The 10,749-nt window shown below is 36.8% G+C and carries 10 protein-coding genes; 5 read left to right on the top strand and 5 right to left on the bottom strand.

The features are described from left to right. The first annotated feature begins 75 nt into the window (after positions 1-75). The 3 genes from LUA91_RS14320 to LUA91_RS14310 are packed head-to-tail and all read left to right on the top strand — an operon-like array spanning position 76 to position 3,938. Positions 76-1,584: a RagB/SusD family nutrient uptake outer membrane protein gene (locus tag LUA91_RS14320; protein ID WP_231426739.1), complete on the top strand. Its 1,509-nt coding sequence runs from the start codon at positions 76-78 to the stop codon at positions 1,582-1,584. 11 nt (positions 1,585-1,595) lie between these two features. Beyond that, positions 1,596-2,999 carry a PKD domain-containing protein gene (locus LUA91_RS14315; RefSeq protein ID WP_231426738.1) on the top strand — a complete coding sequence of 468 codons (1,404 nt, stop codon included), beginning with the start codon at positions 1,596-1,598 and terminating at the stop codon, positions 2,997-2,999. A 54-nt stretch (positions 3,000-3,053) separates the two neighbouring features. Next, positions 3,054-3,938 (top strand): family 16 glycosylhydrolase, encoded by an 885-nt coding sequence (locus LUA91_RS14310; protein ID WP_231426737.1) that lies wholly within the window; start codon positions 3,054-3,056, stop codon positions 3,936-3,938. A gap of 278 nt (positions 3,939-4,216) precedes the next feature. On the opposite strand, the gene LUA91_RS14305 is transcribed toward LUA91_RS14310, so the two are convergent. Both LUA91_RS14305 and LUA91_RS14300 read right to left on the bottom strand, forming a co-directional pair. Next, positions 4,217-4,882, bottom strand: a complete 666-nt coding sequence (locus LUA91_RS14305; protein ID WP_231426736.1) for a hypothetical protein — start codon at positions 4,880-4,882, stop codon at positions 4,217-4,219. A 135-nt stretch (positions 4,883-5,017) separates the two neighbouring features. Continuing rightward, positions 5,018-5,410 (bottom strand): helix-turn-helix domain-containing protein, encoded by a 393-nt coding sequence (locus LUA91_RS14300; protein WP_231426735.1) that lies wholly within the window; start codon positions 5,408-5,410, stop codon positions 5,018-5,020. A 60-nt stretch (positions 5,411-5,470) separates the two neighbouring features. On the opposite strand from LUA91_RS14300, the gene LUA91_RS14295 reads away from it, so the two are divergent. Next, entirely contained in the window at positions 5,471-5,887 is a 417-nt protein-coding gene (locus tag LUA91_RS14295; protein ID WP_231426734.1) for a DoxX family protein, read from the top strand. 162 nt (positions 5,888-6,049) lie between these two features. Here LUA91_RS14295 and LUA91_RS14290 read toward each other — a convergent pair whose 3' ends face one another. From LUA91_RS14290 to LUA91_RS14280, 3 genes are all read right to left on the bottom strand, one after another. Next, positions 6,050-6,274: a hypothetical protein gene (locus LUA91_RS14290; RefSeq protein WP_231426733.1), complete on the bottom strand. Its 225-nt coding sequence runs from the start codon at positions 6,272-6,274 to the stop codon at positions 6,050-6,052. 181 nt (positions 6,275-6,455) lie between these two features. Continuing rightward, positions 6,456-8,720 carry a gliding motility-associated C-terminal domain-containing protein gene (locus LUA91_RS14285; protein ID WP_231426732.1) on the bottom strand — a complete coding sequence of 755 codons (2,265 nt, stop codon included), beginning with the start codon at positions 8,718-8,720 and terminating at the stop codon, positions 6,456-6,458. A 63-nt stretch (positions 8,721-8,783) separates the two neighbouring features. After that, positions 8,784-9,233: a GNAT family N-acetyltransferase gene (locus LUA91_RS14280; RefSeq protein WP_231426731.1), complete on the bottom strand. Its 450-nt coding sequence runs from the start codon at positions 9,231-9,233 to the stop codon at positions 8,784-8,786. A gap of 238 nt (positions 9,234-9,471) precedes the next feature. Here LUA91_RS14280 and LUA91_RS14275 point away from each other — a divergent pair, with 238 nt between their 5' ends. Beyond that, complete coding sequence (locus LUA91_RS14275; protein WP_231426730.1) at positions 9,472-10,746, top strand: hypothetical protein; 1,275 nt, start codon at positions 9,472-9,474, stop codon at positions 10,744-10,746. Positions 10,747-10,749 lie beyond the last annotated feature (3 nt).

The following is a 10,749-nucleotide window of genomic DNA, read 5'->3' as shown; positions in this document are numbered from 1 at the left end:
TGAAACCATCATGATTTTTAGAATAATAATTTCTAATCATGAGTTCTTCATCACAATTAAAAACATATAAACGAGATGAAAATTAAACATGTAAAATATTCGATTGCCATTTTGGCCATCATGCAGTTAACGGTTTCTTGCAAAAAAGACTTTTTGGAATTAACGCCAAAAGGAACCGCGACGGAAGAGAATTTCTATCGCAATGAAACTGAAGTTTACCAAGGCTTAATTGCTGTTTACGATGTAATGCAATGGGGAACTAGTGGTGGCTACACCATGAAACAACCCTTGTTAAGTGCAGCATCTGATGATTGTTGGGCAGGTGGTGGTAATGCTTCCGATCAACCTGGTTGGGTAGCCTACGATAATTTCAATATGGATTCCCGATTGGGTCCACAAGTAGGTTTATGGTCTAAAAACTTCACAGGAGTAAATCGTGCCAACATCATTTTGGAAAAAATAGAAAAGGCGCCTGCACTAAGTGCTACTTTTAAATCGAGGGTTGTGGCAGAAGCTAAATTTTTAAGGGCTTATTTCTATTTTGATTTAGTACGGTTTTTTGGCAATGTTCCATTGATTACTAAACAAATCCCAACTGCCGATCTTTATACGCAAACCCAATCGGCACCTGCGGCAATTTATGCACAGGTAGAGAAAGATTTGAGAGAGGCTTTCCCTAGCTTGCCTCCAACAGTAGTGGCAAATGAAAAAGGAAGAATTACCAGAGGAACAGCAAAAGCATTACTAGGAAAAGTGCTTCTTTTTCAAAATAATAATGGAAAACTGGCAGAAGCCGCAACATTATTTAACGAGGTAAATAGAACAGGTAACGAATATGGTTATGCTTTACTTGCAAACTATGCTGATATTTTCAGACCTGATAATAAATTTAATTCCGAAGTAATTTTAGAAATCCCTCACTCTACATTGGCGGCTTGGGGCGATTGGGGCTGGGTAAATGGTGGCGAAGGAAATGTTGCGCCGCAATTCATCGGTATGGATAGCTACAATGGCGATACTTACTCTGCAGGATGGGGCTTTTGCCCGGTATCATTGGATTTAGTAAATGCTATGAAAGCTGATCCACGTTTTGCAACATCAATTATAGATGGGGCAGCGTTAAAGGCTGCGGGTGCTACTTATACTGCCCGTTATCAAAACACTGATTATTTTATTAAAAAATATGCACCATTAAAAGCTTACCGCTCTAACAGTGGTACGGCAGAACTAAACTGGCCAATTGATGAAATTGAAATGCGTTTGGCCGATACTTATTTAATGGAGGCTGAAGCTTTATTAAGATCGGGAGGTAATGCCACACGTGCTTTAGAATTATTAACTGCTGTTCGTGCAAGAGTTGGTTTAGCGCCTGTTGCCGCAACACTCGATAACATTTACAATGAGCGCCGTTTAGAACTTGCATTTGAAGGACATCGTTTCTTTGATTTGGTTCGAACCAATAGGGCAGTTGCAGTACTAGGTTCACTAGGTTTTAAAGCTGGTAAAAGCGAATTGTTACCAGTTCCTCAACAAGAAATCGACTTAACAAAAGGCGTAATTAAACAAAATCCAGGCTATAATTAATTAAATATATCATGAAATTAAATTATATCATTAAACAATCAGCCGGGTTTTTAAGCCTGCTGCTTGTACTAAGCTTCACTGCTTGTAAGAAAGAAAATAACAATAAAGATTTGGATGCTGCGCCAACTGCAGATCAGGTAAAATTTACCGTAACCCCAACTGCTACTAATGCAAATGTGGTTACTTTGGTTAATCAATCGCCTGGTTTTAAAGCTCTTTGGGATTTGGGTAATGGCGCCACCGCTGATGGGAATACGGTTTCTGCATCCTATCCGTTAGCCGGAACGTATACCGTAAAATTAACTATTGCTACTGCTGGAGGTTCTGTTTCGAGCACAAAAACTGTGGTAATTGCAGCAACAAATCCAGCTATGCTAACTGATCCGGCATTTACTACTCTATCGGGTGGTTTATCAAACGCAGCGGGTTTTACCTGGGTAATTGATCAGAAATCTGCAGGGCATTTAGGTGTAGGTCCGGTTACATCACAAGGACCAGATTGGTACCAGGCAGCTCCGGATGAGAAAAATGGATTGGGTTTTTACGATGACGAGATGACCTTTAATATGAATAGTTTGAAATATACCTATGATAATAAAGGAACAACTTTCGCCAATGCTTCGAATGCGCCAGGTATTGGCGGTCCGGCAGGGTCAAGCGATCCAACGGTAAATTATACGCCGCCAACTAATTTAACCTGGTTGGTAACCGAAACTAACGGAGTTAAATATATCACCATTTCGGGTGGCGGTTTTATCAGTTATTATTTAGGCGTATCTCAATATCAAATATTATCCTTAAACGAAAACGAAATGTGGTTGCGTTGTTTAGATAAGTCAAATGCAGGGAACGCTTGGTATTTAAAATTGGTTAAAAAAGGATATGTGAGGCCAGTGGTGCAAAAGCCATTGCAAGCTGCGAATTTGAGTGATGATTTTCAGGCAACAGCTAATTTTACCTGGGGTGCAGAGAATATCGATTTTGTTAGACCTTACGATAACCCTGCTAAATTTCCTGTAAACACTTCAGCAAAAGTGGGTTATTATGAGAAAAAAACCGGAGGCGATGGTCAGTATGGAAACCTAAATGTAACCATGCCTTATCGTTTTAACTTGGCTACAACCAATAAGGTTAGGTTAAAAGTTTTCTTCCCAAGTGGAAATGATTTCACAAAAACACCGGCAACCGTTTCGGTAAAATTGCAAAACTCTTTATTGGGTGGCAATGCATGGCAAACGCAAACCGAAATTGTGAAAACACTTACTACAGTTCAGTATAACACTTGGACGCAGTTGGAATTTGATTTTTCTGGTATCAGCGGACAAACACTTTACGATAAAATTGTGGTTCAATTGGGTGGAGAAGGTCACCCTAATCCGGGCATCTTTTATATAGATGATTTCGAATTTAAATAACGAATTTAGATCAGCTGCTTTTTATTGCCAGCTGATCTTTTAAATACCTACACTATGATCAACTCTAAATTTTTTTTTAAAAGACAAGTTTTTACCGCACTTGCGATAGCCGTAATTGGATTAAATTCTTGTTCAAAGGGCTCCGATGATAATGGTTTGGTCTATGTTCCGCCTACACCTGCTGGTCCACCGGTTGATAAAGGTTGGAGCTTTGAAGCTACGCCAACATGGGCTGATGAATTTACCAACACAGGGGCACCTTTAACCAGTAATTGGGATTATGATACTGGGGGCAGTGGCTGGGGCAACAACGAGCTTCAGTTTTATACCAACACCACCAATAATGCCAATGTTGCCGGAGGTCTTTTAACCATTACTGCGAAGAAAGAAAGTATGGGTGGGAGAGAATATTCATCGGCTAGAATGGTAACCAGAAATAAGCTTGATGCTTTGTATGGCCGTTTTGAAATTAAAGCAAAATTGCCATTTGGTAAAGGTACCTGGCCTGCCATTTGGATGTTGCCTACTGATCGCTTTTATGGCGATTGGCCAAAATCTGGTGAAATTGATATTATGGAACATGTAGGCTATGATCAGGATATGGTGCATTTTACTACACATACCGAAGCCTACTATTTTAAAATTAATACCCAGAAATCGAGTACGAAGAAAATTGATGGAGTAAGTACAGCCTTTCACTTGTATCGTGTGGATTGGACACCTTATGCTATTCGTGGTTATTTTGATGATGTAAAGGTTTTTGAATTTGCCAACGAAGGCACTGGTTATAAAGCCTGGCCTTTTGATAAGCGATTTCATTTGCTCTTAAATATTGCTGTTGGAGGCGATTGGGGAGGAGCTCAAGGAGTAGATGCAGGTATCTGGCCGCAAAAAATGGAAGTAGATTATGTTCGGTATTATAAAATGATTGATAAGTAATTTGCAGGTTAGTTTGATTGTTAAAGTCGTTCCATATTGGAACGGCTTTTTTTGTTTTCGCAATTTGCGAAGTCTAAAAAACCAAAAGCCAAGAAAGACTCACGAAGTTTTCCCAAATTACAATCCAGCTAAACTTCGTAAATCGGGCAACTGGCTAAAAATAAGGGCAAAAAAGAACGGGGATAAATCATACCGACCTATCCCCGTCATCTAAATTAACGCTCTCATATATATAAACAACCAAAAAGGCGATTTATTATATGGAGTTGAAAATATTTTTATTTTTTAATTGCAGGCTTTTTAGTTGCAGCTTTTGGTTTCTTTTCAGTGGCTGGTTTTTCTTCATCCAAAGCAACTTTTTTCTTAGCAGGTGCTTTTGTTTTTTTAACCTCTTCAACCGTTTCTTCAATAGCTTCGGTTTTCTTTTTTGCTGGTGCTTTGGCTTTTTTTGTCTCAGCAACAACTTCTTCTTCAGTAGCTTCGGTTTTCTTTTTTGCTGGTGCTTTGGCTTTTTTTGTCTCAGCAACAATTTCTTCTTCAGTAGCTTCGGTTTTCTTTTTTGCTGGTGTTTTAGCTTTTTTAGGTTCGGCAGTAACTTCTTCTACATCAGCCTCTTTTTTCTTAGCAGGTACCTTTGCTTTTTTAGCTTCAACAACTGGAGCCTCAACCTTCACTTCTTCTTTAATCTCTGCAACTTTAGGAGCATCAGCATTTTGTAAGTAAATGGCTAAAATTTGCTTTAAATAAACCTCTGGCTTTGGCATATTAACGATATGTCCAGGTTCTTTATCTTGAGATTGTTTAATATAGGCAGATTTAATTTTGCCCCAATCTTTCGAGTAAAGTCTGATAAACATCTCTACAAATTGTTCGTCTGTATATTTTTTAGGCAACCTACCCAGCACTGCCTGAATTTTTTCTTCTTTTTTATGTAATACCGCCATCGCTTTTATTTTGGGCAAAGATAACCGATATTACAGATAATCATGTAAGTACAGGATTTAAACTTTTTTAATGAACTAAAATTGAGCTTAAATTGTCATTTTGAACTTTAATTTTTTTTCGTTATTTCATTGCTATTAAGCTTCAATTTCATCTAAAACTAAATTTGTTTTTCTGCTGGCTACTAGCCTTTCGCGATGTTGCACCCCCCAGTTTCTCAGTTCATCAATCACCTTGTCTAACGATCCACTATACTCGGTTAATTCGTACGTAACCGTAACCGGCGTTGTGGCAAATACCTTCCTTTGCAAAAATTCATTTAATTCCAAATCCTTTAATTCCTTTGATAAAATTTTTGGGGTAATTTCTCCTATCGATTTTTGAATTTCATTAAAGCGCATCGGACCATTTTGCAATGTCAATATTAAGGGCAATTTCCACTTTCCATTTAATACATAAAGTGCATCTTTAACTGCGTTTAAACTTGCGTTGCACGTCTCTCTGGTATGATTTTCTTTTTTAAAGGCCATGGTATAAAGATAAAAGCTTTCATAAAGGATACTGCTATCCTTTGGGAAAGTAGTATCCTTATGATAGCAAAAGTAAATATGTTTGCATCAAAAAAAACAATGAACACAAAAACATTTAAATTTATTTATTGGATATCAACTGGTATAGTATCATTGATGATGATTTTTTCAGGCTATTCTTATTTTACCAATCCAGAGGTAAAACATGGATTTACACATCTTGGCTTTCCAGATTACTTTAGAATTGAGCTTGCAATAGCTAAGATATTAGGAGCCATTATGCTAGTGTTGCCAATAAAAATATTAATAAAAGAATGGGCTTATGCGGGTTTTGCCATCACATTTATATCTGCATTTATTGCCCATACCGCATCTGGCGATCCGATAAGCAACCGTATTGGACCGATTGTATTTTTATTCATTTTAGCATTATCTTATTTCGCTTATCATAGAACTAAAGCAGTAATCAAATGTTAACGAAATTTGATTGTTACTCCACATCCCATATTTCATGTGATGTGGAGTCTGGTTTTTCAGGATTTCACTAATTTACGATCAAAAATCGGCATTAAGAACTTAACGCCCACCGCAAACGGTTAATTCTCTCATACAAAACTAAAAGGTGCAACAACGTAAAATCTATTTTTTCTTCCAGCCTTTTTGCATCTTTTTGTAGGCTTTCTTGCTAACCTTCGATTTTTTCTTTGAACGTGATTTGCCTTTCTTTTTTCGGGCATTGATGTTGTTTACCAGAGAGTTTTTTACACCAAGTTTATTCTTTTTCTGTCCCTTCTTCTTTGCTTTTTTATCTTTTTTCTTGCCACCTTTTTTCTTAGTGTCTTTTTTCTTCTTTTCCTTTGCCATTATCTTATTATTAAATTAATATGAATAATAACACCTCTAATGGTTTAAAGTTCTTAAGAAATGTTCACTTTACGTGGTTGGCAGAAGACTGGAAAAAATTTTATCGTGTTTTGTCGATTTGGAAACTAATTACCAAAAGTTAGCACTCAGAGTAGCGTAAATCTTGAAATGCTTTTATTGGCTATCTAACGATAAGCACGCTGCCTGATAATTTTTTACCGCCACCAGATACAATTATCTGGTAATAATAAACTCCAACAGGTAACTGCTTTCCGTTAATAGTTCCATCCCAAGGTTCAGTATAGCCGATGGAACTGTAAACAATACTACCATTTCTATTAAAAACCTTAACCAAATCCTTAATGCCAATGCTCGAAACTTTCCAATAATCATTAACTCCATCACCATTCGGACTAAAAGAGTTTGGCGCCACAATTTCGCAATCATTCCTTATTGATGCCGTAATCACATTTGAAATGGCAACCTGATTGGCTACGCATTGGCCATCACTTTCTGCTATACAACTGATTTCATCGAGATCATTCAAATTGCTAAGTGTAATTGTACTCGCATCCATATTAATGTTTTGGCCATTTACAAACCATTTGTATCGGGCAGCACCTTCTACATTTTCAGTTTTTGCCTTAAAGGTAATTGGCTTGCCAAAACATATTGCTTCGTTAGATGATGATTCAATCTGCACCTCAGTAACAACATTTGGCAAAATGCTCATCCTGATAATATTTGAAACGCCAGAAATTATCGGGCTGCAATAATCATTATTAATAATTTGAAGCGTTACTTCATCTCCATTCTGGAGTTCTGTTGTTGTAAAGGTTGGTGCATCATTAACGATATCGATGCCATTAATAAACCAAATGTAGGTAGGATTATTGCCTATATTATCTGTAGCTGCGTTAAATGTTACTGGTATGCCTTCGCAAACTACGCTTGTAATTGTACGGATTAACCCGTATGGTGCTTGATAACCTGAAACAATTAGTGTTTGGCTAGAAGTTTCAGTTCCGTTGGTGGCAGTAATTATACTGGTGCCTGCTCCAGTGATGTGAATTTTATTGCTGATAATTTCAGCAACCTGTGTGTTAGAACTTGAATAAGTAATTGGTAATCCGCTGGTGGCTCCTGGGTCAAAATCAGGATCGCAAGGCGTTTTGGCGGGAATTTCTGGGAATGCCAAACTACTTAGCGGAATTACCTGGATTTTCACCACAGTAGTGCTGCTACCAAATAAATTATATGCCGTAATGGTATAATCTGTTAATGGCGATGTGCCAGTAGGTGTACCGCTGATCATACCTGTCTTTGCATCAAATGTTAATCCAACAGGAAGGGCTTTATCAATGGTATATCCTGTAAGTGAAATTTTTCTAATCAGGTTGTTTTGAAAATCGGTAACAAACAGATTGCCAACGATATCGAAAGCCAACATGATAGGGCCATTAAAACTGCTGTTAATGCCAATGCCATCAAGTCGACCAGTTGAACCATTTCCTGCTAAAGTGGTTACAACGCCTGCAGGCGTTATTTTTCTAATTCGGTTATTTCGATAATCCGCTACATATAAATTATTTAAAGGATCAATAGTGATGCCTGTTGGATAATATAATCTAGCGTTAGTACCATTCCCATCAGCGCTACCTGCAGTCCCATTACCCGCAAAAGTAGAAACGATTCCTGATGGTGTAATTTTTCGTATTTTATTATTGCCTGCATCTGCTACAAAAACATTTCCCGCCTGATCGACAGCAACTCCATCCGGATTATTAAATGTTGCAGTTGTGGCATTGCCATCCAAATTACCTGTTGCACCAGTGCCGGCAATTGTTGTAACAAATCCAGTGCTCGATATTTTTCTGATTTTATTATTTTTCTGATCAGCTAGGTATAAATCTCCAGCAAAATCAAAATTAAGTCCGCCCGGACTATTAAAACCACCAGAAGCACCAACAAATATAGAATTCGTTCCAGCTGTATTTATTTTATGAATACTATTATTATCAAAACTTGAGATATAAACATTGCCTGCAACATCAGCTGTTAGCCCTGTTGGCGTACCTACAGTTCCTATTGAACTTACCTGTGCTGTTGGAGTAATTTTACGAATAGAGCCGCTGCCATAATCGCAAACATAAACATTGCTTTGCGCATCCAAGCCGATACCTGAAGGCATATTAAAACCAGATGTTGCCCCAATACCATTGTAAGATGATGCTATTCCACTTCCTGCGAAAGTACTTACCTGTTGATAAATGTTTGGTGGGATCGTTCCGCCCGTATTGTTAGGTCTTAATGGGGTAATAGCTGTGCCCGTAAAATAAATTTTCGGAGAATTATAACTTATGATCGGTGCCTGGGCACTAACATTTTGTCCAATACAAAGAATCAATAAGCAAATTAAGCTAAATATTTTTATCGGGTTATTCACGAGGGCGCTTGTTGGTAATTGTATAAACTTACACAAATGTAAATTTTCATCATCAAACAATTTTTATTTTCTCGCTTGCAGTTCCATTGATAAAATCGGATAAGGTTTTCCTACATCATCGTTTTCGTAGCGTTCCATAATTACAAAGCCCAAATGTTTGTAAAAACCAAGTGCTTGTTCATTTTGCTCGTTAACATCAACTTTTGTGGCTTGCTTTTGTTCAATTGCAAATTTCATCAATTCTTTTCCAATTCCTTGTCTTCTTGCACTTGGTTCTATAAAAAGCATTTGAATATTATCTCCCGATAAACCTAAGAAGCCCAGTAAAACATCATTCTTTTTGAAGCAATATAAATCAACCTGATCAAAATATTTATGCAAAATAAGTTGTTTATAGCGGATAATATCAGAATCATCCAAAAAATGATGTGTTGCCCTAACCGACGCTTCCCACAATCTAATTAATACCATATAATCGTTTTTGGTTGCGCTGATAATGTTTGGTTCTTGCATGTTAGACGTTGAATATAATGCAGTAATGTACCCAATTTGAGACAGAATTGCTTATAAAAATCTATGCCTAATAAAATATGATCCATTTATCATTTTGTGGGATAAACGAATATTAATACAACTCCAACAAATAACAATCGAATGCAAACACATATACATTTTGCAAGTAAACGTTACATCAATGGCTTTAATATTGAGTTTTATTGATCTGGCAATAAACTAACAAACTTCACCGTAGATGGCAAAACACATCAAAGCAATTAAATGTCCGCATTGTGGAAGCATAGGTAAAACAGAAATCAAGGCTGATCATTTTATTTGTAGCAGTTGCAATACCGAATATTTTTTGGATAATGATGACATCAATATTAATCATAACATCAATTACAACTCACCACAATTTAATCCGGTAGGTGGTAAAAAAATCGGGCTCATTATCGGTTGCCTTGTGGGTGCATTTTTTGTATTTGCATTGGCTTTCCCTTTATTATTTAGCAGCAAAAAAAGTTATAATCGCAGCGAAAACGTTAGGCCCGAGTTTAATTGGTATTCTGAAACGACTCAAGCATATGCCAATAAGAACAAGCAACTTATTGCAGTGGTTTTCGGGGCCCGTAGGTATAGCGGTAATGATAATGAAAATGGTACCGGCGAGTATATCACTTTTTACGATTTATTATCTCATAAAGAATTAAAAACACAAAAAACCGGAACTTTTAATATTGCTAACAACAACGATTTTAAACTGAAAAAATTAAGCAACGGCGATTTGTATGCCATAGCCAATAAAACAACTATCTATAAAATCGATAAAGAAAATTATTTGGCCATTGATGTTACGCAAAGCCTATTTAAAAATCATACAGTGCTGGCAAGTGGTATTGCAAATGCAGAATTTGCTTATGATAGCATTGGCGAAGCTTTTAATTTAATGAATAACGAGGGTATAAACCTTTTCTATTATCCATTGATTGATAAAATTTTTACTAAAGACGAAATAAGCATTGTTCAGCGAACCTTTGAAAAAAAGGAAGTAAATGAAAAACTTAAAACCCAATTTAGTTTTTCGTTGCTTAGTGACGATTACCCTGAAGAAAAGATACAATTACTTAAATATACCATGAAAGATAATGAGGGCGGACCTGATTATTATGTGCATTTAAGCTGGAAAAATTATAAGAATAAGAAAATACTTAATTACGTTCTCTGGGATGTAATTCGAAGTTATACCGACCTCACGCCCGGCAGAGTATATTTTAATCCGAAAATACTATTTAGCGATAAAGATTATGTGCTAATTGCCACCAGGAAAACTCCTGCCGAAAAATCGCCAACCAATATCCAATGCATTGATGCTCAAAATGGTAAACTAATATTCAACTATACTTTCCCTACCAACCATTATTTAGATAACGGTATCCGGTATAAAGAAGGATTTGTGGTAAATGCCAATAATCTACTCATGGCCATTGGCATGGATGGAAAATTAATTAAAGAATTTGAAACAAGGTAAAAT

This window comes from Pedobacter sp. Leaf250 (assembly GCF_920984735.1).
Taxonomy (GTDB): domain Bacteria; phylum Bacteroidota; class Bacteroidia; order Sphingobacteriales; family Sphingobacteriaceae; genus Pedobacter.
The sequence above is the reverse complement of the archived record's forward strand: the minus strand, read 5'-3'. Positions and strand labels throughout refer to the sequence as shown.

Coding starts and splice junctions, on each gene's coding strand:
- LUA91_RS14300 (WP_231426735.1), bottom strand. CDS start 5,410: ATGGCCTTTAAAAAAGAAAATCATACCAGAGAGACGTGCAACGCAAGT.
- LUA91_RS14280 (WP_231426731.1), bottom strand. CDS start 9,233: ATGCAAGAACCAAACATTATCAGCGCAACCAAAAACGATTATATGGTA.
- LUA91_RS14310 (WP_231426737.1), top strand. CDS start 3,054: ATGATCAACTCTAAATTTTTTTTTAAAAGACAAGTTTTTACCGCACTT.
- LUA91_RS14290 (WP_231426733.1), bottom strand. CDS start 6,274: ATGGCAAAGGAAAAGAAGAAAAAAGACACTAAGAAAAAAGGTGGCAAG.
- LUA91_RS14315 (WP_231426738.1), top strand. CDS start 1,596: ATGAAATTAAATTATATCATTAAACAATCAGCCGGGTTTTTAAGCCTG.
- LUA91_RS14275 (WP_231426730.1), top strand. CDS start 9,472: ATGGCAAAACACATCAAAGCAATTAAATGTCCGCATTGTGGAAGCATA.
- LUA91_RS14320 (WP_231426739.1), top strand. CDS start 76: ATGAAAATTAAACATGTAAAATATTCGATTGCCATTTTGGCCATCATG.
- LUA91_RS14295 (WP_231426734.1), top strand. CDS start 5,471: ATGATAGCAAAAGTAAATATGTTTGCATCAAAAAAAACAATGAACACA.
- LUA91_RS14305 (WP_231426736.1), bottom strand. CDS start 4,882: ATGGCGGTATTACATAAAAAAGAAGAAAAAATTCAGGCAGTGCTGGGT.